18 protein-coding genes are annotated in these 22,801 nt (G+C 46.3%); 4 read left to right on the forward strand and 14 right to left on the reverse strand.

Features of this window, described 5'->3' with window-relative positions:
* Positions 1-85 precede the first annotated feature (85 nt).
* From R3D00_04660 to gldF, 7 genes are all read right to left on the reverse strand, one after another.
* A complete protein-coding gene (locus R3D00_04660; GenBank protein MEZ4772453.1) occupies positions 86-544 on the reverse strand; it encodes a hypothetical protein in 459 nt (152 codons plus the stop codon).
* Positions 545-619: 75 nt separating this feature from the next.
* Positions 620-2,392, reverse strand: coding sequence for a long-chain fatty acid--CoA ligase (locus R3D00_04665; protein MEZ4772454.1), 1,773 nt, complete (start codon positions 2,390-2,392; stop codon positions 620-622).
* Positions 2,393-2,434: 42 nt separating this feature from the next.
* Complete coding sequence (locus tag R3D00_04670) at positions 2,435-3,178, reverse strand: DUF434 domain-containing protein (GenBank protein MEZ4772455.1); 744 nt, start codon at positions 3,176-3,178, stop codon at positions 2,435-2,437.
* A 1-nt stretch (position 3,179) separates the two neighbouring features.
* Entirely contained in the window at positions 3,180-4,676 is a 1,497-nt protein-coding gene (gene accC, locus R3D00_04675) for an acetyl-CoA carboxylase biotin carboxylase subunit (protein ID MEZ4772456.1), read from the reverse strand.
* Complete coding sequence (gldG, locus tag R3D00_04680) at positions 4,669-6,345, reverse strand: gliding motility-associated ABC transporter substrate-binding protein GldG (GenBank protein MEZ4772457.1); 1,677 nt, start codon at positions 6,343-6,345, stop codon at positions 4,669-4,671. Before gldG ends, accC begins: the two co-directional genes overlap by 8 nt.
* Before the next feature lie 51 nt (positions 6,346-6,396).
* Complete coding sequence (locus tag R3D00_04685) at positions 6,397-6,987, reverse strand: hypothetical protein (GenBank protein MEZ4772458.1); 591 nt, start codon at positions 6,985-6,987, stop codon at positions 6,397-6,399.
* Between the two features lie 11 nt (positions 6,988-6,998).
* Complete coding sequence (gene gldF / locus R3D00_04690; GenBank protein MEZ4772459.1) at positions 6,999-7,733, reverse strand: gliding motility-associated ABC transporter permease subunit GldF; 735 nt, start codon at positions 7,731-7,733, stop codon at positions 6,999-7,001.
* An 81-nt stretch (positions 7,734-7,814) separates the two neighbouring features.
* Here gldF and R3D00_04695 point away from each other — a divergent pair, with 81 nt between their 5' ends.
* Together R3D00_04695 and R3D00_04700 are read left to right on the forward strand one after the other, a co-directional pair.
* The gene (locus tag R3D00_04695; protein ID MEZ4772460.1) at positions 7,815-8,696 is read left to right on the forward strand and encodes a DUF3667 domain-containing protein; all 882 of its coding nucleotides are present in this window, start codon (positions 7,815-7,817) and stop codon (positions 8,694-8,696) included.
* Between the two features lie 107 nt (positions 8,697-8,803).
* Positions 8,804-10,165 carry an alpha/beta hydrolase gene (locus R3D00_04700; GenBank protein ID MEZ4772461.1) on the forward strand — a complete coding sequence of 454 codons (1,362 nt, stop codon included), beginning with the start codon at positions 8,804-8,806 and terminating at the stop codon, positions 10,163-10,165.
* 18 nt (positions 10,166-10,183) lie between these two features.
* On the opposite strand, the gene R3D00_04705 is transcribed toward R3D00_04700, so the two are convergent.
* The gene (locus R3D00_04705) at positions 10,184-10,933 is read right to left on the reverse strand and encodes a hypothetical protein (GenBank protein MEZ4772462.1); all 750 of its coding nucleotides are present in this window, start codon (positions 10,931-10,933) and stop codon (positions 10,184-10,186) included.
* A 69-nt stretch (positions 10,934-11,002) separates the two neighbouring features.
* On the opposite strand from R3D00_04705, the gene R3D00_04710 reads away from it, so the two are divergent.
* A complete protein-coding gene (locus tag R3D00_04710) occupies positions 11,003-11,497 on the forward strand; it encodes a DinB family protein (GenBank protein MEZ4772463.1) in 495 nt (164 codons plus the stop codon).
* On the opposite strand, the gene purB is transcribed toward R3D00_04710, so the two are convergent.
* Positions 11,498-12,859 carry an adenylosuccinate lyase gene (gene purB / locus R3D00_04715; protein MEZ4772464.1) on the reverse strand — a complete coding sequence of 454 codons (1,362 nt, stop codon included), beginning with the start codon at positions 12,857-12,859 and terminating at the stop codon, positions 11,498-11,500.
* 57 nt (positions 12,860-12,916) lie between these two features.
* Positions 12,917-13,453, reverse strand: a complete 537-nt coding sequence (locus R3D00_04720) for a hypothetical protein (GenBank protein ID MEZ4772465.1) — start codon at positions 13,451-13,453, stop codon at positions 12,917-12,919.
* A 331-nt stretch (positions 13,454-13,784) separates the two neighbouring features.
* Between R3D00_04720 and R3D00_04725 the strand changes: the two genes are divergently transcribed.
* Entirely contained in the window at positions 13,785-15,449 is a 1,665-nt protein-coding gene (locus R3D00_04725; GenBank protein MEZ4772466.1) for a hypothetical protein, read from the forward strand.
* A gap of 68 nt (positions 15,450-15,517) precedes the next feature.
* Here R3D00_04725 and R3D00_04730 read toward each other — a convergent pair whose 3' ends face one another.
* The 4 genes from R3D00_04730 to R3D00_04745 form a co-directional block, all read right to left on the reverse strand.
* On the reverse strand, positions 15,518-16,783 hold the full coding sequence (locus R3D00_04730; GenBank protein ID MEZ4772467.1) for an aminotransferase class I/II-fold pyridoxal phosphate-dependent enzyme: 1,266 nt from the start codon (positions 16,781-16,783) through the stop codon (positions 15,518-15,520).
* Positions 16,784-16,928: 145 nt separating this feature from the next.
* Positions 16,929-18,368 (reverse strand): hypothetical protein, encoded by a 1,440-nt coding sequence (locus R3D00_04735; protein ID MEZ4772468.1) that lies wholly within the window; start codon positions 18,366-18,368, stop codon positions 16,929-16,931.
* A gap of 21 nt (positions 18,369-18,389) precedes the next feature.
* Positions 18,390-20,561, reverse strand: coding sequence for a T9SS type A sorting domain-containing protein (locus R3D00_04740; protein MEZ4772469.1), 2,172 nt, complete (start codon positions 20,559-20,561; stop codon positions 18,390-18,392).
* Positions 20,562-20,589: 28 nt separating this feature from the next.
* The gene (locus R3D00_04745) at positions 20,590-22,662 is read right to left on the reverse strand and encodes a hypothetical protein (GenBank protein MEZ4772470.1); all 2,073 of its coding nucleotides are present in this window, start codon (positions 22,660-22,662) and stop codon (positions 20,590-20,592) included.
* Positions 22,663-22,801 lie beyond the last annotated feature (139 nt).

Raw genomic sequence — 22,801 nt, forward strand, 5'->3', positions numbered from 1 at the left:
TTTTACACAGAAATATACATGGAAGCTGAGGCAGATTTACTGTGACTCAGGCCCATACGTCGCCATAAATAAAGTTAATGTGAGCCTACTTGAGATACCGTTTAAGCCAGGTATGCTTCATCGGAACCTCCCATTTGGAAAGGTCATCGCTCTGATCAAGAGAATTGTCGAATACAATGGTTTCAGCTGTAAGTTGGCCGTTAGCTACCAAAGCAGAGATTTCGCGAAAGTTTACAGACCGGATAACACCGTGCGCATCGCGGTAAGACACCATCGCTGCGTCCATCCATTCCAACTGTTCTTGCTGTAAAATGGTGGTAATGGCACGCTTCAGACTATCGATCGAACAGCCGGACGGGCGACTTACCCCAGGATCAGCCTGGACAATGACAAACTGATCGTATTTCAGGTCAATCATTCCATCCACAGGTGTACCATGTGTTTTCCACTGAGAAAGGAACTGGTCAAAACTATGCTGAACCCCCTTCTTTTTTTCAGAAGAAAGCGGTTGACGAAGCGAGAAAAACCAGGTGTACTGTTGCATAGTTTTCCAATTTCCGCTGCAAATTTCTATGAAAATAAGCCAGGAAACAAACCTTTCCCCGGAGTTTTAGCAATTTTATACGTCGGAATGGTAAATATGATCAATTACCTCGCGGTATTTTTCGAGCAGTACCCTTCTTTTCAGCTTTTGAGTTTGGGTTAATTCGCCTGATTCGGCAGCCCATGAATCCGTGACAAGTTCAATTTTTTTGACTTTTTCGATTTGGCTAAACTCTGTATTGTACTGGTCGGCGATTCCCTGAAAGAGTTCTTTCACGGCCAGGTTTTTCACCATTTCCTCTTTGGTTTCTGCCAGAATGCCCCGTTCGGCCATCCAGGCCTTCAGCGTATCAAAAGCAGGGGAGATTAAAGCAGCGGCAAATTTTTGTTCAGCCCCTACTACCATAATCTGATCGATATACACTGAGTCCCGAAACCGGTTTTCGATGGGTTGAGGGGCAACATATTTTCCGCCGGAAGTTTTGAAAAGCTCTTTGATCCGGTCTGTAATGCGGATAAACCTTCCTTTTACAATTTTGCCCACATCTCCGGTTTGCAGCCATCCATCTGCGTCAATCACCTGACGAGTCGCTTCAGGATCTTTGTAATAGCCGAGCATGACATTGGGGCCTCGCACACAGATTTCCCCGTCAGCGGCAATTTTCACCTCTACGCCGGGAATGGGCATACCTACGGTTCCTTCGAGTGTACCGCCCGGCTCAAACCGGTTAAATGAAATAACAGGCGAAGACTCTGTCTGGCCGTATCCTTCGCGGACTGCGATGCCGGCGGCGGAAAAAATTTTGCAGAGTTTGGGCGGTAAGGCTACCGCCCCTGTAACGATGGCGATCAGTTCGCCACCCAAAGCTTTTTGCCAGCGGCGAAACACAAAACGCCTGGCAATGGCCACTCGCCAGGCATAACGCCAACCCTGGTCCACATCCACCTGATACCGAAGGCCGATATTCATGGCCCAGAAATACAGTTTCCGCAAAGCTACCGGAAGTTCATAACCTCTGGCCAGCATAGATTCGTAGATTTTTTCAAGGAGTCGGGGCACTGTAGCAAAAAAATGCGGCTTTACCTCCTGTACTGACAACATGAGTCTGTCCAAATCTTCCTCATAATACACGGCACAACCCAGATGTATATAGGTGTAAACAACCATTCGCTCAAAAATATGGCTCATGGGCAGAAAACTCATTACCCGGTGTTCATGGGTAATAGGCAGAAGCTGGATGACCGATTGTATATTGGAGATGATATTTCGATGGGACAACATGACGCCTTTGGGAATGCCAGTCGTGCCGGATGTATAAATAATCGTTGCCAGTGTATCTGGCTCAATCGCCTTCATTCGCTTTTCGACTTCCTCCTGTGCGATATTTTCACCCAGCGCCAATATCTCCGTCCAATGTTTTTCGCCTGCTATCTGCTCTACACAAAAGATATCTTTCAGGGTTTTCATGGAGGCAGACATTTCCGCCAACCTTCGGTATAGGGTTTCATTACCCGCTATCGCAAGTCTGATCTCTGCGTGGTCAAATACATACTGATATTCCCTGTCACTCAGTGTCGGATATACAGGTACGCATACAGCCCCTACCTGCATGATCGCCATATCTATCATATTCCATTCGGGACAGTTTTGGCAAATGAGTGCAATATTCTCGCCTGGCTCAATACCCATAGCAATAAGCCCTTTGCTGAAACGATGAATCTGTGTAATCATTTCCCCGGAGGAGAGGGGAACCCAATCATTGTCCACCCGGCGATTGAAAGCATCTTTTCGGGGATACTGCTCCAACTGATAAGCAGGCAGATCAAATATTCTGGAGACTTCCATCATGCGATGAATATACAGAATTTTCTTTCTGACGAAAACACTTCCCTATTGCGCCAGATTAAACGGAGGTGCGCCTTTGAGCGATAGAATATTCAAATCAGATACTTCAGAAAGAATATCTTTAGGCAGATTATACCACAGCGGCGAATTGTCAAGTACCCAGCTGTCAGAAGAAATCGCGATTACATCCTTTTGTTCTGAAATTTCTTTATCCGGATTATTGACCAGCCAGATTTCCCAACCATAGCCTTTCTCTACAGAAATTTCCTCCATCATCTGACGCAGGCGACCGCTATTGGAGACAGGTTTGTCGAGGTAAAACACAACGCCCGAAGGCTGAAGATTTTTAATAAAATCACCAATCATCCCCAGTGCCGGATGTGTTTCATCCACTTTGCGATAGGTACCGTGCACGCTGGCAATATCCCGGTAACATCCATCCCGGCAATCCAGTACGATCCCACCTGCAAGGCCACTTTCCATTGTGATCAGCAGATTGTATCCGTCAATGGCGAGTTTTTTTCCAGCTACGTCTTCCTTCACTGCCGCATGGGTGAGGCGATGAGCCAGCGATTGGTCCGAGCAACCCGCGCGGAGTACCGCTTTGCGTTGCCGGTCAGTCAGCCGGTAACGATCTCCGATAAGTTTGAGGCTACCATTTTCCGGATAGTTGTAGGTAAGCAGATAAGAATAATCGCGAACCGCTTCATTGAGCCGGGGGAGATTGCGCGGATGAAACAGATCAGGATCATTGCCGTGCTGACCACGGTGTTTCTGCTTGGAAGGCATCTTATCTTCGGTTGATCCGCCAGGTGCTGACAGGGGTAAATGGATGTGCCTCCTGAGAAGCCTGTTGGGAGCGACTTCCGTTCATCGCCAGATCTGCAATCAGCCCTGCCACAATGGACTCTTCTTCCGTTAAGGTTTTGGTCAGATATTCGGGGCGAAAATGCTGGTTGACAAAATGGGTGTCGAAATGTCCGGAGGTAAACGCTTCATGCTCCATGACAAACCTGCAAAAGTCCAGCGTCGTCTGGATACCCACAATTTCGTATTCGTCAATTGCCCGTATCATCTTCCGAATCGCCGCTTCCCGGGAGGCATCATGTACAATAAGTTTAGCGATCATCGGGTCGTAGTAGATCGGAATGTCCATTCCCTCATCAAAACCATCATCTACCCGCACGCCACTTCCTTTGGGCGGGCGATATACTTCGAGTTTGCCGATATCGGGAAGAAAATTATTGGTAGGATCTTCCGCGTACACCCTGATTTCGATAGCGTGGCCGTTGATTGCCAGATCTTCCTGGGAAAAAGGAAGAGGATTTCCTTCAGCAACACGAATCTGTTCCCGTACGAGGTCTATGCCTGTGATCATTTCAGACACGGGGTGTTCGACCTGAAGGCGGGTATTCATTTCGAGGAAATAGAAATTGAGATTTTCGTCGAGCAAAAACTCGACGGTACCGGCGTTGACGTAATGACAGGCCTTGCAGACATTCACAGCGGCTTCGCCCATTTTACGCCGCAGTTCCGGCGTAAGGACAGCCGAAGGCGCTTCTTCGACCACCTTTTGGTGGCGACGCTGAACCGAACATTCGCGCTCAAACAGATAGACCACGTTGCCGTGGCTGTCGGCGAGTACCTGTATTTCGATATGCCGGGGTGAGCCTACATATTTTTCGATAAAAACAGCCCCATTGCCAAAAGAACTTTGGGCCTCGCTCACGGCTCTGTCCATCTGGGAGACAAACTCTTCCGCCTCATTGACGATGCGCATCCCTTTCCCTCCGCCACCGGCGGAAGCCTTGATCAATACAGGAAAACCAATCTCTCCTGCAATTTTTTGAGCCAGATCCACATCGGTAATCGCCTCATCCAATCCCGGCACCAAGGGCACATGGTAAGATTTTGCTGCCTGCTTTGCAGAAAGCTTGTCGCCCATCAAATCCATGGCATCGGGCCCCGGGCCTATGAAGATGATTCCTGCTTCCGCTACTTTCCGCGCAAAAGCGGCATTCTCCGAAAGAAATCCATAACCAGGGTGAATCGCATCAATTTTATTTTCCAGACAAATCTCTATGATCTTGTCGCCCAGCAAATAGGACTGATTGGAGGGCGGCGGTCCCAGACGAAACGACTCATCCGCAAACCGCACATGGGGAGAGTTTCTGTCTGCGTCGGAGTAAACGGCAACGGTCGCAATGCCCATTTCACGGGCAGTTCGCATAATGCGAAGGGCTATTTCTCCCCGGTTGGCTACCAGTATTTTTTTTATTTCAGGCATTCCTTTTTTCGTTTTTCCATCTTCTGAACCAAAATCTTCCCAGACCAAAAAGTACGACCAATAAAACCGGAAAACCGATATTCATTACCCTGATCCATCCTGCAAAATTGCGAGCTTTCTCTTTACTTAGCTGGCGTACCACGACTTCTTTCGAGCGAATCTGGTTGAGCGCTTCATCGCCTGCAAGATAATCAATGGCATTCATAAGCAGGATTTTGTTGTCATAAGGAAGAGAACCTCTTTCCCCCCTGTAAAGTTTTCCCTGAGCAAATTCTCCATCGGAAATAATCGCCATTTTTCCAGGTGCTGAGGGGTTATTGGCACTTCCAAATCTCGCAGCCGGAGGATTGGGCGCGAGGGAATCCACAGGTGCTTTGCGACCGGTAAATAAAGACTGAAAAATGCCTTCAGCCACTACCCCTGCGATTTTCCTTCCCTGACTAAAGAGGTTTTCCGGCGGTGGGGTCTGTATATATTCATTGACATCGATAAACTGCCTTCCCTGTATCGTACGACTGCGGGGAGAAGTATGGAGAAATACATGATTTTCCAGTCCTGGCTGGGAAAAGGTATCAATACTGGAAGCATATCGCAACAATACGGCATCCACATTCCGGCTGATCGGGTGTTCGGGGAAATTGAATACCAGCGGGGAAAATACCCACTTTTTTGAAAGAAAAGTTCCGCCTGATTCGCCAGGCTGAAAAACCTCGGTACTTTCCGCTTCGAGATCCTGAATCAGGTCATAATTGAGCTTCAGCCCATACTTCATAAACAGGTCATCGAGATTGAGATCGTACAGAGAGGTAAGGGTGGCCTGCTTGCGGTACATATCCATGTCCACCAATTCCTGGTCCATGATCCAAAGTACACTTCCCCCGCGGATCAGATACTGATCGATTTCGTATTTATCTCTTTCAGAGAAGGGTTTTGTGGGTTGAAGAATGACCAGCACATCTACAGACGGGCTTACTTCATATTCCGGCACGTTGGCCAGATTGTAGGTGTACAGGTTGTACGAATTTTGTATTTCACGACCCAGGTCGGGGATTTGTTCCACGGGGATTTCTCCATGTCCCTGAAGCAAAGCAATCACTCCACCCCGCTCTTTTTGCAGATTGCGAATAGAAGCTGTAAGCTTGTACTCCAGGTCCGCTTCTGCCTTCAGGAAGTCCACATTAGGCCCCTGAGGTGTCATGACACTTGATCCCCGGAGCAAGTCCACATACACTTCCCGGTCGCGGCTGCGCATGACTACAAGCGGCCACATATACTGCTCTTTGGTTTCGGTAGGGCCGACTCTGACTTTTATCGGTACCGGGCGATATCCTTTTTGGGTGAAAAGTTGCATCAGTTCCGGGTTTTTGGCCGGATCCACAAATTCAAACTCCAGATTACCCCCAGCGTAAAGTTTCATTTCCAGTAAAGTCGTGCGGATCGCGTCTTGAAACTTCCGGATATTGGGCGGAAAATCACCCTCCATAAATACAGTGATGATCAGAGGATAGTCAAGACTTTCTACGGTCGAGATAGTCAGATCAGAGAGTGAGTATCGCTTTTCTTTGGTAAGGTCAAACCTGTAGAAATACCCGGAGGCGATCAGATTCACCACTACCAAAAGGGCAATGACGAGGATTAACTGAATATTTTTCTGAAGACTTTTCTGCATAAAAAGATTCGACGTGAGTAAAACCCAAAAATAAGTTACAATCTCCCCCCATCAAAACCGCATCAGCATACCGACCTGCCCGGGGGAAGCAGAAATCATTTTCCGATACACCTTCTTTCCATGACTTTGATGAATCAAATATGTTGACAGATCGAAGACCAATAAAAATCCTCCCTGTAAAATCAGCGATTGGCCGTATCCGCGAAGGCGTTCCGGGTTATTCTGTGTGGTTTGTGATTTTTCGGTTAAATACAGCCCCGTAGCCATATAAGCCAAATCCAGCCCGGAGTTAAACAACAGGGTTTTCTCAATCTTCTGCTGCTCGCGAAAAGTCTGCCATTGGTCATAACCTGCCGGATCAGACTTTGCCGTACCGATCAGCGAACCGGCAGCCAGTCCCAGGTTGACGACATTCCAAAAGGCGTTCATTTCATGGAAATAACGAATATTCCCTTCCGAACCCGCACGCAATGCAGCACCTGCAGCAATATTCGTTACCGCCCATCCGCCCAAAACATACATAGACTGCCGGTTGGTCTTCAGACGAAGCTGATTGGCTGCGGTGAGGTCATTTTGCGAAAAAACATTCCCCGCCACTCCCCAAACCAGTCCCATGATCATCACATATTTTCTCACATTCATTCTTTAGAGATTTAACTCCTTTTCATGCTGATGGCAATCTTTGTCCCGATCAGGGCAATTACCACAAAACTCAAAAAATACAAAGCATCGCGACTGTCAATCACTCCGCGGCTGATGCTCTGGTAATGTTCATTTATGCTTAGTTGGAGGAAAAAATTATTAATACTGTTTAATGCTTTTATCCCGGCAATCAGGTCAAAGGCGAGATAAAAGAAAAAACATAAAAATACCCCAAGAACAAATGCGACAATCTGGTTGTCGGTCAAAGCAGAAGTGAATATGCCAATTCCCGCAAAAATACATCCCAGGAAAAACAGTCCGATATATGCCCCAATGGTTGCCCCACTGTCGAGATTCCCCACCGGATCACCCAGCCAGTAAACGGTAAAATAGTAAATCAATGTGGGCAGCAGAGAGAAAAAAACCAGGAAAACCGCGCCCAGATATTTTCCTAAAATAATCTGCCAGTCGGTGAGGGGTTTGGTTGCAAGAAACTCCATTGTACCGGTTTTGATCTCTTCGGAAAATGCCCGCATCGTGATGGCAGGAACGAGAAATAAAAACAGGTAAGGCCCGATAAAAAACAGCGAGTCCATGGTCGCAAAACCAGTCTCCAGAATATTGTATTCAAACACCCAGAAAAACAGCCCGGTTCCGACCAGAAAGACCGCGATCACCATATAAGCGATCAGCGAGTTAAAAAAAGTTGCAACTTCTTTGCGGAATATTGTGATGATATTTGTCATTGCTTAATTTGCTTCAACAAAATACAGCATTATTCGGTTTTTTTGCCAACGCCTTTAAAAATCCTTTAGAAAACCGCGTCTATGGAAACGACTGAAATACAGACAGAGAAAGTTCTGCACATTTGCAAAAACTGTGAAAATGAATTTTCCGGCCAATATTGCAACGAGTGTGGCCAACACGTAGAGGGAAATGAGCCGCCGAGCGTATCCGGAATCCTGCTTTACCACTTTTACCATTTTCTCCACAATTTTCAGGAGTTTATGTTTACTTCCTGGCAGTTGCTTATTCGTCCGGGTACAGTGCTGCTCGAATACCGGGCCGGTAAACACAAAAAATACTACAACCCCCTCAATTACTTTCTGGTCGTTGGCTCTGTGTTTCTGTTTATGACTGTCAATTTTTCGCCCGGCTCCGCTGAGGCTGCGATGAAAAATCAGATGGGAATGTACGGTCAGCAACCGGTGGAAGAGCTTTCTCCTGAAGCTTATGAAGCACTCGATGAAGCTGCAAAAAAGCAGTATGACAAGCAGAAAGCCGTTCTCTCCGCACAAATGAAATATATAGCATGGACACAGCAGCATTTTAACCTCGTCATGCTGATTACTGCTCCGTTTTTTGCCCTGGGCATTTACCTGGCTTTCAGGAAATCAGGTTATACTTTTGGTGAACAACTTTTATTTACCTTTCATTTGTACGGCTTCTCAACTTTAATCTCTTTACCCACCGTTCCATTCGCCAACCCGATGGATATGAGCCAGCCTATCAAATATTTCACCCTGCCGGTATTTGTCTTGTACTTTGCCTGGGCTTTTAAGGATTTGTATAAAATTTCAATTTTTAAGGGTATCTGGAAAATTCTCTTAAGTTATTTTTTGTACATGATTATTTTCATGATAGTTGTATTGATTCTTTCCATCGTTGGGGGAATCGGTTATGCCCTGATTTCCAAAGCTATGGCATAAGTTTGTATAAGCGGTGATTTATTTAAAAGCTATTGTTTTACCTCCGGAGAAAATATCGAATAAACGTAGTCTGGCGAGTGTGGCGCAACGCTGTGCCGTTTTGCGTAATGATATATTTCGCAGCAGGGCATCTGTATGCCCAACAGGGAAATGTTTCGGTTTCCTCCCCGGCGGAAGGCGTGTTTACCCTTTCCACCTCTTCTCCGGAGTTTTCGGCACAAATGACAGGCATCGTTGACCTCGGAGGGAAAACCATTCTATACAACCCGCATTTTTTCCCGGACTACATCTCCAGCCTGGTCGACTCACTGACCGGGGAAGGGCTGAGTCCTGTGCGTTATGTGGTCTTCAGTGATGGAAGATCTGTCCCTCCCAGCGAAGTTTCCACATTTGCTGCAAGTGCCGAGGTTATTGCGGACCTGCCGCCCGATATAGCAGGAAATCTTCATTCCCATATTGCTTTTGACAAGACACTGATTCTGTCGGGAACCCGTCGCGAGGTAAAAATCCTGTGGTTGAAAAACGGACCCATCAACAGTAAACTGGTTATTATACTCCCTGAAGAAGGGCTGGTTTTGGGAGAATGGCCGGTCAGCGATATTCCGGAAACAGCAGAAAATCTCCAGACCGCCGACGGCTTGCTTCATTATACGGTTCAGGGCAATCTGCGCGGCCTGCCCATTGTACTGCTAAGCGGAGGCCCGGGGTATTCCGGCACTTATCTGCAACCTGTGGCAGAAAAGCTCGCGCACAACGACCGCATCATTCTGCCTGACCTGCGGGGCACGGGACAGTCGCAGCCGGAGGTTTATTCTCCGGAAACTATCAATCTCGCCACTATCTGTGCAGATCTCGATACACTCAGAGAAAGTCTCGGATTGAAAGAATGGGTCGTTTATGGCCACGCCTTCGGCGGTATGCTGGCGATGGAATACGCAGCGCGTTATCCTGAAAGCGTAAAAGCCCTTGTCCTTTCCAATTCGGGCGGGATAGATCTGGAGTTTATGGAGTCATTCGGAGACAATTATGAAATGCGGATCACCCAGACTGACAGAGACTCGCTCTGGTTTTGGGAGAATGATTTCCGAAAAGCCAAAAACCCCGATCTCGCCTGGCGCAATCATTTCCGGCTGGAGCAGATACCCTACCTGTATGACAGACGGCAGATCGACCGGCTGATGCGATATTTCCCTGTGGGAAGTTTTTCCGAAAAAACCAGTGACCTGCTCTGGCTTGACCTCGAAACAAACTACTATCCAGCCGAAGCTTTGCGAAATTTCCGGAAACCCGTGCTTGTCATCGGAGGCAGGCAGGACCCCATCGGAGCTGGGACTGCATATAAGATCAGGGAAAACCTACCCGATTCCCGGCTCATTTTTCTTGAGCGGTGTGGCCATTATCCGTGGATCGAGCAGCCGGAGGAGTATTTCTACCGCATTTCACAGTTTCTCAATGAAGTGGAGAAGTGAGAGGGGGGAGCGAGAAAATCAGTAAGGCGTTCCGGCAAAACGTCCGAGTGTTTTCCCGTCTTTGATTACCCAGACAAGGTCATAATAGCCGGCTCCATCGCTGTTGTGCATGACGATATAAAGCTCATCTTTCGGGCCAATGAATACACCTGCCCGCCACGCTTTGATATTGGGCAGGAAAAGATCGCGGAGCATTTCCCGGGGAATAGAGAGTTGAAAATCTTCGGATGACACAGAAACCGCGGAAATCTCAGCAATGGGCATTTCTCCATCCGTACCAAACGGAACGGCTCCATCTATTTCTGATATCCAGTTTTCATTGAATACGATGTTGTGGTTTCGCGCATCAAAAGAGGATACCTCAATTTTGACAGAAATTTTTTCATTCGAAAATTCTGCGGCAGAGTCATTTTTACTGATCTGATTTATGCCCGGCAGATCTTCTATAAAGCGGATGCGGCTTTCGTGAATATAGCCGTAGAGCCACAGCCGGTTCATATAGAGTTTATCTTTGAGTTTGAGCTGTTTGGCTTCGGGCAAATCATCAAAATGGCGGTAAAAGGAGACGTCTCGCCATGCGCTTTGATTGTCTTCTGACTCAATCACCCAAAACACCTCAAAATCTTTGATTTGATCGAGGGGCTTACCCTGGATGCCATGTTCTTCCCGCACGTTGGTAAATCCGTCGGGGTCCTGAATGATCGCCAGTTGTGCCCAGCCTTGTGAGCAGAAGATAGAAGCCAGAAAAAGGATGAACCGATATTTCATCAGAATAAATTTGCTGCTAAATTACAACGAATGAATAAATGGATTCATTACAAATGATGATTACTACAGATGAAAGATTTAATTCTTAATGAAATTAGGCGCCGATTATTTGATGAAGGGATTCCGCGTGCAAAAAAATGCCTGAATTTATTAACAGAAGAAGAAATCTGGTACCGGCCCAATGAAAATAGCAATGCTATGGGCAATCTGATATTGCACCTCAACGGGAATGTCCGCCAATGGATCATCAGTGCATTAGGCGGTGAGTCAGACATCAGAGTGCGCCAGTCAGAGTTTGACGCGAGAGGCAATATAACCCGGGCGGAGCTGATGGCGATACTGGAAAATCTGGAAGCCGACCTTTGGCCGGTGTTGGATAATATTACGGAGGAAAAATTGGTGCAGACCTATCAGGTACAGGGGTACTCAGAGACAGGGATTGCCATTTTGATCCACGTAGTGGAGCATTTTTCCTATCATGTAGGACAGATGACCTATTTTGTGAAAGCGTTTAAGGACCTCGATACCGGCTATTATAAAGGACAGAACCTGGATGCGAAATAATTATTCCGCAGCGTTTCCCACATAATTTTCAGGTCTCAGGCGTATGAGTTCATCCTTGATATGATCTGCGATGTCCAGATTTCTTACAAAAGCCTGCAGGGATTCTTCGGTAATGGCTTCATTTCCTCTGGTGAGATCGCGCAGCGCCTCATAAGGTTTGGGATAACCTTCTCTTCTGAGAATGGTTTGTATGGCTTCTGCCAGTACGGCCCAATTGGCATTGAGGTCAGCGGCAATGGCTTCGGGGTTGACGAGCAGTTTGCCCAGCCCTTTAATTACCGCCTGGTGAGCGAGGAAGGCGTAGCCGATGCCCAGCCCGACGTTTCTCAGTACGGTAGAGTCTGTAAGGTCGCGTTGGAGCCTTGATACCGGAAGTTTGCGGCTGAGAAATTCGAGGATAGCGGTAGATAGTCCACAATTGCCTTCGGCATTTTCAAAGTCAATCGGATTGACTTTGTGCGGCATCGCCGAGGAGCCAACTTCTCCGGCTTTGACCTTCTGTCTGAAATATTCCTGACTGATATACAGCCACATATCCTGACACAGATCCATAATGATCCCATTAATTCGTTTCAGGCAATCAAAAATGGCAGAAAGCCCGTCGTAGTGATCAATCTGTGTCGTAGGGTAGGAGCGGGAGAGCTGGAGCGACTGACTGACAAAAGTATCGGCAAAGTTTTGCCAGTTGATATGCGGATAGGCGATATAATGGGCGTTGAGATTACCCGTAGCACCGCCAAATTTTCCGGGTACGGGCAGTGCCTGGAGGGTTTCTTTTTGTACTTCCAGCCTGCGGGCAAAAACTGCAATTTCTTTGCCCAGGGTAGTCGGAGAGGCGGGTTGCCCGTGTGTGCGGGCGAGGAGAGGAATAGATTTCCAGGTCTGAGCAAAACGATGGAGTGTGGTTATGATTTCCTCCAGTTGAGGCAGGTAGGCTTGTTGGACAGAATCACGGATAGACATCGGAATGGCGGTGTTGTTGATATCCTGTGAAGTGAGTCCGAAGTGTACAAACTCCTGTTGTGCGATCAGCCTGGAGAAACCAGAATGATTGATTTTTTCCTTAATAAGGTATTCAACCGCCTTTACATCGTGGTTGGTGGTTTTTTCAATATCTTTGGCGCGCTGTGCATCTTCAAGGGAGAAATCATGATAGAGCGCGCGTAAAAACTGTATTTCTTCCTGGTCAAGCGGTTGAAGAGGCGAAATACCGGTTTGGTGGAGTGCGATAAGGTATTCGATTTCTACCCATACGCGGTAGCGGATCAGGGCATATTCGGAGAAATAGGCATCGAGAACATCTATTTTACTTCTGTATCTGCCATCCAGGGGAGAAATTGCCGTAAGGGCATTCAAGTCCATGATATTGATTTTAGGAAAAGGCCAAAACTACACCGAATATGCCATTTCCCCAAAAGATCATCTAGCGCCTAATTCATTTTTAGTTTGAATGAAAGAGAAAGATTGAGTAACATCATCGACCCATTCGATTTCGTTGCAGTAGCCTTTGTAAGGCATCCAGAATACAAGTTGGAAGAAATAATTTTCATTCTCATACACAGCGATCCGGTAGAAAAGCTCAATGGACTCCTGTTCAAGTTTGCTGGCGACATAATAATCTCCGGATTTTACCACAATGCCACCGGGGAGCTTCAGTTCCTGGTCTGACTCAATTTGAAAGGAGTCTGCTTTTTCCAGTACTGTTCCTTCCACAAATTCATAATAACCTTTGAGTTTGAGACGTTTACGTTTTATATCTCCAAGATTTTGTTTGGCATCTTCAATTCCGAGGAGGTAGAAGTTTTGAATGGTATCATAGTACTGCAGGCTTGCATAAGCGTGCATATCGTAGCCAGGTTGCAGATTAGCAGGGATTACCACCTGGTAAAGGCTGTCAATAGGAATCGTGTGGTGCTGGACCGGGGAAACCGACTTGTTGCAGGATAGGAGAATCAAAGTCGGTAATAGAGCAATGTAAACGTAAACATTCACGCAGGCAATTTAAGTGAATTTGATCAAAAATTTATCTGTTCGAATGTAATTTCTGGTACGAGATTGGCGTAAATAATCAGGGTATTTTATGTTTTTTGGGTTAATATACTACTATTCAGACACTTATATAGCCAGATCACAACACAATACCGTAATATTTCGTTCAGTATCCATACATTGCCGGAAGATAATGTTTGAATTTTCTTTCAAAAGGCAAAAACAGTATATTTACAAAGGTTCAGTTTGGGTAAAAAATGTACCGGGCTGAAAGGTAAGTGAGGTAATTTTAATTAGAATGAGAAAAATAACGCTGCCGGAAGAGAAGCTAAATGAACTTGCTCAGCAAATCAGTGAGCGGATGTTGTCCAACCATTTTTTTGAGAAGGGCGTGATCCGTGGCGAGGAGCTGAAGGGCTTTTCAGACCATTCACAAATCAATAAATTTTTATTGTTTCAAGTTTTTCAGGTTTGGGATATGCAGATAGCCAAACTGAAGCACCCGTATTTTGATTTTGATCAGGCGGATATTCAGGATAGCCTGAAAGGCCTCAAGAATAAGCTTTCTCAGCATATTCGTATTAGTGAGGAGGATTTTAAACCCATGCTCAAGCGAGCGGTTTACAACAACCTGCGCCTGATCCTCGATCCCCGCGAAGCACTCACAAACTTTTTCTTTAATCAGGGCGATAAAATTCCATTGGAATTATACCTGCGTTATTCTCAATTTTTTTCCGATCTGGGTTTTATTGTCAGCAGTCTTCTGAAATACTATCAGAAAAATAATATAGACACGGTTGAAAAAGATGTCTATTTCCTGAAAATGGAAAAAGTGATTGAAGTCTATGACAAAAAGAGTGAAAAAGACTTCGATGCTTACCGTTCAGAGTTGTTTGAAAGTCTTTCCGGTCTGAAACTTTCGTCTATTGTAGAAGAAATTGAAGCCAAACTTCGCAGTGCAGAAGAGGCAAAACGGAAAGAGGAGGAAGAAGCCCGCCGTAAAGAGGAGGAGGCCATCAGACAGGCAGAAGAAGCCAAACGTAAAGAGGAAGAAGCGCGTCGCAGAGAAGAAGAAGAGCGCAAGCGCCGTGAGGAAGAAGCCCGCCGCAAAAAAGAGGAAGAAGCCAAAAAATCCAGCTTTTTTGATTCTATAGGAGAAGACGATTCCTTTGAACTTGACCTCGATGATGAAGATATTATCGTTTCTGTACCCGAAGTGAAAACGGTAGTAGAAGAAACCCCTGCTGTGAAAGAAACACCAGTGGTTGCCGAAACGCCGCCGGTAGTTGAAGAAGTGGTAGAAAAAGAAGTTGTTGCAGAAGTTTCTGCTCCGGTAGATGCCGTCATGGCAGATGAAGTGGACACCGATGAGTTTTTGGAAATGGCTGCAGTATTAGATCAGCCTGAGGAAACGCAGCCGGAAGTTGTCGAAAAATCTGACTTTTCATCTGCCGTTGTGGAAGAAGTACTCGAAATGGTAGAGGAAAAAGAAAAGCCGGTTACCCGTGTAGTTGATGTACCAGTCAACGAAAAACCAACTGAGCCCGTCGCTACTCCCAAAAAAGAGTCAACGATGTCTTTTCTGGATCGTTTCCTGACTGAAAAGGAAAATGGAAAAGCACCGGAAGTGAAAGTGGATAAGCCTACGTCAATCCTTGACAAAATTCACGAGAATGCTACAAAAACCACGGGAGATTCGCCTAAGCAGGTTCTTGATAAACTCAACGGCAGCCGTAAGATCAAGCTGGACGAGATTCCGATTCACAAACAATACCAATATGTTCAGAAGGTATTTGATGGAAATAATGTTCGTTTCCGGATTATTGTGGACAAAGTAAACAACGCAAAAAACAGTGAAGAAGTGGAAGATATCCTGGACAAATTTGTTTTCAACAACGAAACAATCGACCGGGAAGATATTGTGGTAGCAGAATTTATCAGCCTGCTGCGCAACCGGTTCTGACATGGGCTTTATAAAAAAAATGGCGCGGATGTAATTACATCCGCGCCATTTTTTTTGCCCTGACAGTTCTAATTGCTTTTCAATTTTGACAAAGCCATTTCCAGTTTTTGAAAAATGACCGGTATGTCTTCCATATTTGCTGTACCTACCGAGAGCCGGTGCCAGAGAGAGGTTTCTTCCAACCCAAAGGCATAAAAAGGAACCATAGCCACACCTGCTTCATTCAGGAGGTATTGATACACCTGTCTTCCAGTCTGAAGCGGTGTTCCTGTCGGAGTATGGAAACCGCGAAGGTCAATTTTTACGGTAAGGTATAAAGCTGCGCGTGGGCTTATGACATCCACCGGATATCCTTTAGCCTTAAGGTTAGAGAAACCCTGATAAAAACCTTTCAGCCTGCGATTAAGTTTTTCCCTGAAATCGTGGAGATACTGGTTGACATTCTCGTCTTTTCCGAGATAATCTGCGACAGCATGCTGCAGCGGGTGTGACGGCCATGAGCCAATATGAGCGAGCAACAACTTCATTTTACCAATGACATCAGCAGGTCCAAATGCCCAGCCCATACGAAGACCTGTGGCAGCGTAGGCTTTAGACAGCCCGTCAATATAGATTGTATAGGGCCTCATTTCAGGTAAAATTGATACCGGATCGAGATGTCGTGTATTGTCATAAGTCAGGCTTCTGTATATCTGGTCATAGAGAATATACAAGGGTTTTCCTTCGGGCCCTCTGCGCTGATTTTCAGCTAATACGAGTTTGCATATATCTGAGAGTTGCGCCTCACTGAAAACGGTTCCTGCGGGATTCAGCGGAGAGCAGAGAGCGAGCATGCCAGCCTGCTGGATATGAGGTTCCAGGATTTGTGCCGTTGGTAAAAAGTTGTCTTCCGGATTAGTAGCAAGTGCCAGTCCGTTGGCCTGGGCGATATGCGAGTAAAAGTGATTGTTCCACGAAGGAACCGGATAAATAATCTTTTCCCCCGGATTGAGCAGGGTAAGGTAAGCCGCGTAGATCAGCGGTCTTGCACCAGAAGACACGAGATAATCATTTGCTGGGTAGTCTAGTCCTTGCTGTTTGAGCGTATAGGTCGAAATGGCATTCCTCAGTCCTGCAATGCCATTGGCTGCAGGGTATTGGGTATGATTTTGCGCATAAGCTACTGCAACCGCATCTTTAAGCTCCTGCGGAACCGGGAAAATCCCCGGATCAAAATCTCCGATGGTCAGGTCAAAAATTTGTTCACCAGCGCGAAGTTTCTGGCGAATCTGGTCTGACAATTCCAGTATCTGAGAGCCGATGAGGTTTTCGGCCATTTTATTTACACGGGCCATAATCGTTTAGATATGATTGTACCAATGGTAAAAATTTCGAATTTTTGTTATTCTATTTCTTGATGAATTCAGTAAATTTTTGTAAATTTACCCCGTTAACGGGGTAAAGTCAGCCATTCTACCTCACTTTCGCTGGCTAAATTCGCTACCACACAAACTCTCCATTCAATACAAAATCCATAAACTTCCTGATTGCTGCCGGATCTTTCTGTAGTTTGTGCAACTCCACAGACACAAAAACCTGGTTGGTTTTTCCATTGGTATAGGTGGTTTTTGCTGCGATCACATTGGGGCCCGTCCATCCGCCGGTTGTTACCATATTGGCAGTCAGAAGACTGTTGGCGGGATCTTTGGGGTAAAAGGGATCCGCACCGGTGATGAACGTGGAACAAATCAGCGGATCAATCACTGAGCTAAAGTTCGCTGTCGGATACACTACGCTGTCAATCGGAATACGCGCCTGTCCGGAGGATGTGGACAAACTATCCATGGGCGAAAAACTGAAAATCGGAGAAATATTCGCTGTTTCAGGATCTGTGAAAGACCCTGGAAATCGCGCCGTAAAAAATATTTTTCCGCCCTGATTGAGGTATAACTGAACCTGATTAGCTGCTACTTCTATCAACATTTGCTGGCCGAAGGCTGAAAGTTGAGTTCCGTCTGAATACCAGAACACTTTGTCATACAAACCCAACATAAACCCAAATGTCGGATCCCAGAAAGGCGGAATATTATCCCTGATACTGAGATAATCGTAGCCTGGATATAGTTGTGCCAATAATGGAAAATAGGTATTGTCTGCGTTGGGATCGGTATGGTCGTCGATGACCAGCAGATCACTTTTTTTCTCACGCACAAAAAATGGCCGTGTAGAGTCAATCGCGCTAAATGCTCCCGCGATGTCCCGCACACGAATATACATGCGGTTTGAAGCTCCAACCTGCAATCCCTCCACAGGAAAGGGTAAAATGCTTTGTTTCTGTCCGCTGAAATAATGTGCAGCCTGAGAACCGTCCTGCTCAGGTGCGTCCGGAATAAAAGTGGCAAAACTTTCCCGCCGGTCAATGCCATACCATTCGCCCTGATTAATACGGATAAAAATGGAGTCGAGGGTTTCTGCTCCGTCCAGATCTTCTACACTCCAAAGTACAGACCAGACGGAAAAAACTGTGTCAGGTATTGCATTGAGTGTATCAAAAACAGCAACAGGAGTGGTGTTTTTGATGGGAATAACCAGCTCTGCCGGTGTAGGATCTGTCAGATCCAGATTGTCAATGGCTCTGACGGCGAAGACAATATTATTGGTGTCAGAACCGAAGTTAATATCAAAACGAAAAACGCTGTCTGTCCGGACGGTGAAAAACCAGTCAGAGTTGTTAATGGAAAATTCGTATCCTTTAACATATCCGTCCTGATCTTCCCCCGACCAATGCAGTCTGACCACACTATTCAGACGCTGGTCGCCCGATACATTGATGCTTTCAACAAAAATGCTGGTTTCGGGAGAAAGGTTTTCCAGCTTTTCTCCCGGATCACAGGCGAACAGCAGAAATAGGGCAAAACAAACAAACAGACAGCGTTTCATGTATTCAATCAGCTTTTACGATTAATGAATCACGACGATTTTTTTTCTTTCAATCAGCGTGCCTTCCACTTCCACAGCCAGAAAATAATTTCCGTTTGTGAGATGGGAAACAGGAATAGAAGCAACTCCTGAGAGTCCCTGTATTTTTTCAGTTCCGACCACCCGGCCCATCATATCAAAAATGTGCAGCGTTCCTGTTACCATTTTGGGGAATGTATATTCAACAACTACATTTTCTGAGGCAGGAACAGGATATGCGCGTATAATTGTGCCTGCGAGATCGTCTGCGATACCGGTTACCCCTCCCGGGCAGTTCGCTCCGCTGAATGCTTCGGCATCATCGTTGTTTCTGGGCAGAACTTTCATGGCACTGAAACTATAATACATGATACCCGTCAGACTGGCCATTGTATCGCCAGACGAAACAATACATACGGGCAGATTGGGATCCATAGTACCGGAGTTGGTGATCCAGGTTGAATCATTGATATAAGAAAAAGAGAGTGAACTGAAAGCACTGGTATTCACACGACCAGCCAATACACGACAACCTGAGAGTGGATCAAAGGGATTGGTTCCTACGCGGTATTCTGCGAAATTATTGCTGGGGCCGTCTGCATTGGCATCTACAACATAAATATTACCTCCCGCGGGATTTTTCAGTTTCACGAGCATACATTCATAGGGTTCCGTTGTGGCAACATCATAAGTGGAGAAATCGTCGGGGTTAATTTCTACCGGATCGGGAATAGCATTGCCCTGACTCAGTACGTTCACCTCAATAATATTCCCGAGACGGGTAAGACCGAAGTTGGTCACATCCTGAACCACACCTTTTGCGCGAACTTTGTCGCCGCGTTTCAGTGTGGCCAGCGTTGCGTTTCCGGTCAGCGCGAGGGCACCCCATGTGGTTTTCCCTTCCTGCTGGATATATACATACCCCAGGTCTTTGGGATCAGCAGTTGCCGTTACAACCCCTTCAACAGTTACTTCCAGTCCGTCATAACCTGAGCGGCCGCTGGAATAAATGGTGTATTGCACATCGTAAATGGTCGTACCATTTTCCCGCACCACAAAGAAATAAGGCGCTGAAGTATTGGATACCGGACTGGTTGTGGTAAAACTACTGTCATCCGTTGCGCTTAGGTAGTATTTGACGATATCACCTTCGCTGTAAGCGGTATTTGGAATAGCTGCACTATAGGTACTGCCGGTAGCTGTCATAGGAATTTCGAGGAAATTATTATTAGCTTCTCCTACTGCATAAAACAGGGAAACAGAAACCACATTACCGTCAGGATCAACTACAGATGCGGATATATTGGCATCTTCGGATGGTTTGGGGGTAATCGGGTTGCGGGTAACCGCAGAAATCAACGGTGCAGAAACCCCTACTTCATAATCACTGGGTTCAAATGGATCAATTTCATACCCCAGAAGCGTTCCGCTGTTGGTAGGAAAACAACCATTGGGGAAACCGTGAAGCACGACACCCCGGATAAAATTGTATTTAGAACCAACGACTGGAGGTACAAATATACCACCGCCACTCGGCTTGCGCTGAGCAAGGAAGCGGTCTGAAATGGTGACCAGATTGCCATTGGCATCTTCCACATCAAAGCTCACCCGCTCTACACCCGAAGCTGTGAAGTTGTCAACAGAAACTACTGTCACATTCGTAATTTCTACATAAGTACCTTCATATTGCTCGCCTGTCTGGGGAATGTTGACTTTCTGATTGTCGTTCAGGTCGCCGATATCGACAGTCTGATATGTGACCGGGCGGCCAAAGGTGATCACCTGAATTTCCAGGGGTATGATCTCGGTCTCTCCCCGAAACTGGTCAATTTTGCCTTTAACAAGTATCGAATCACCAGCAGCCAGATCCAGCACATCTGTGCCTGGTACGGGGGTAGGAACGCCTGTCGTAAAAATATCGAGACCTGAAAAGGGCCCGGTGCCACTCTGTATCCATACATTTCGGCCTCCGGCAGCCTGTGCAAGCCCACCATCCATCATGACAGTACCATAGACATATACAGTATCTCCGTGGTAGGCGGAAGTATCGTTACATGAAGCAAGATCCGGTTGTGAGACAAACTGGATTTGCTGGATGGTAAGTGTGTCGTACTGGGCTTTTGCTGTCCAGCTAAAACAAATGGCCAATAACGCCAGCGTAAGTTTTTTCATCATAATTAAAGGTTTTGGTTTAAAGGATTTTCTATTTTATAACAACGAATTTTCCGCGTTTTGTTTCACCACTGTCAAGATCCCGTACAACAAAAAGGTATAACCCCCTGGCAATGATCTGATTGTCTTGTGAAAGGAGATCCCAGGCATGTTCCCCCCCGGAAAATACAGTTGCTTCTGTATCGGAGTAAGTACTATGCCAGCGTGTGTCTGAGCCATTGTACGCTTCATTATGGTCAAAGACATCGACGAGGTCGCCTGCCAGGGTATAAATTCTTACTTCTGCATTTTTCGGCAGGTTGGCGAATATGATTTTCCGGTCTTCCTCAAAATTGCTGGATCCCTCCCAGTCTGCCCGGCCGTAGTAAGGGTTGGGATACACAAAAGGGTCGCCATTGGTAAACCCGGTATTGGCTGGTTTCCCCGCAAATATGCGCTTCAGGTTGGCCAAAGGTGCAGATTCCAATGACTCAAGGTTATTGACTACATCGCCTTCGTCAAATGCCGTAAGCGCGATGACATGCTGCCAGCCGTTGGCGATGTTGCGGTAAGTATATTTGTAGTGATAGCTTACCGGATCCCCGGGGAAGGTTACGGGGTCGTCCAGTCTTATTGACTCAAACCCTGTTTCAAAAAACTTCTCATCGCCGGGTATATCCCATTCGCCGGTGAGCTTCAACGACTGAAAGATATCCTGTGTATTCTGTACGTCAAAACCCACAGCGGTTTTATACAACCGGTATCCTTCAAAGTCCTGCTTTTTAGAAATTGGATCTACCGATTCTTCTGCATTATCTGACCAGTAAACATCAATGGTATGGTCTCCGGGAATGATTTTCATGATCGGACGATCGGGAGGAGAAGGGAGAATAAAGCGGGTAATTCGTCCGTTGCCATCGCGATCTTCGCCCGGATCGAGGCGGCAGTTGCCGTTGGCATCTTCTCCGAAGTAGGCTGTCTGTGCCCATTGCCCATTCTGGATGAGGTTAGCGCGTTGCGCCGGGGTATTTGCAGACGCCGGAAGTCCATCCAATACCCGCTTGGCACATACAATCGCAAAGGCTACATCCAGAGACTGACCGGGAAGCAGAGACGGGATCGGACCAACAGAAACCAGGTTGGATCGGTTGTTGGCATTGTTGATCTGCTTCTGTATATCTGGCCAGCCCGAAAGATGATTTAATCCGGTGGTAAGTTTCCCATATTTTTTATTGTCATCGTCGGGGAAGAAAAACAGCGGATCGGCGGAATTGCGAAACTGCCACGTATTAAAATGTACCTTAAAATCGGGTGAAGAAGGGCATGCGCCATTGATTTCTGCTCCTAAATACTTGGTGCCAACATAGCTGTCGGTATATCCCAGATCACCCAGGGCATCAAACTCATAACCCATATTGAGGGAGTCAATAAACCCGTTTCCTCCCTGGCTGAAAAATGCTGTCCCACCCGGAGGGGTGATATTGACATTTCGCACTACGCCGTCCAGCCAAAAACCGAGATAGACCGATTCTATCGGACTATTGCCCACATTGGTGATGTGATAATTGAGGATAATAAAAAAATCTGCGAAAGTAAAATTCCAGTTATAAGCCTGAAATCCAACTTCAAGACCCAACGGTTTGAGGTGGTCGGTGATCGGGATACTGCCTCCACCTGTATAAATCGAAGTTGCAGTATCTGTGAAAGTAGATACCAGATCCTGATGAGAGACTGCTTCAGGGGTGAAAAATGGACTATCAAACAGCGTAGAGCGCTCATTCAGGGCGCTTCTTGAGGTAAATTCAAAACCTCGTTTGCCGGTAGCGTAGCCGCTGGCATCATCAATGGCACCAGAACTTACGGCCACTTCCCCATTGACAATTCCCCCAACCCAAAGGCCTCCTTCGAATACATGTTCGATTCCGGAATTGGCCGGGTATTCGCAAGAAGGAAAACCTTCCACGTTGAAACTTCCGCTGAAGCTGTTGCCGATCATACCGAGGTTATTGATCGTCGCCGCGATGTTTCCGGCGTTGGTGACCTTTTCCTGAAACACGTTCGGCTGTTGTCCGAAGATGGGAAAAAAGGAAATTCCCAAAACAAAAAGTAGGAATAAACGGTTCATATCAGAGGCAAAGTTACATAATAGATGGGATGGACGTATAATCACAGCATTAATTTTCGGAAATCCCTTGAGAATTTGGTGCATAAGTCCCTTCAAAATTGTAAATTTGTACTATATTTCTTTATTACAACCATCTAAG

Source organism: Bacteroidia bacterium (genome assembly GCA_041391665.1).
GTDB lineage: Bacteria > Bacteroidota > Bacteroidia > J057 > J057 > JAGQVA01.